The organism is Achromobacter sp. SIMBA_011 (assembly GCF_046535435.1).
Taxonomy (GTDB): domain Bacteria; phylum Pseudomonadota; class Gammaproteobacteria; order Burkholderiales; family Burkholderiaceae_B; genus Achromobacter; species Achromobacter dolens.
The window spans coordinates 1-236 of the sequence record NZ_JAWRWN010001224.1 but is presented as its reverse complement, the minus strand read 5'-3'; the positions used below and the strand labels follow the sequence as shown (position 1 = coordinate 236).

At 71.6% G+C, this 236-nt stretch carries 1 pseudogene; it reads right to left on the bottom strand.

From position 1 onward, the window contains the following. Positions 1–236, bottom strand: a pseudogene (locus SB816_RS34955) (GNAT family N-acetyltransferase); the annotation flags it as partial.

Here is a 236-nt window from a genome sequence, read left to right as displayed (position 1 = left end):
CGGGCGCGACGTAGAGCATCTCCACATGGTCGACCGGAAAGAGCTGCGCGAACGCCACCGGCGCGCCCGCGTAATCGGCGATCAGCGTCACGCCGCGCGCCAGGCGCGCGTCGAACTCCGACAGATTGTCGGCGCTTGTCGACCAGGCGGCACGCTGCGGTGCGTCATAGTGCGACGCCGCCAGTTCATTGACGGCGGCGCGGAACACCGCGGCGAGCGACGCCGCGTCGCGGCCC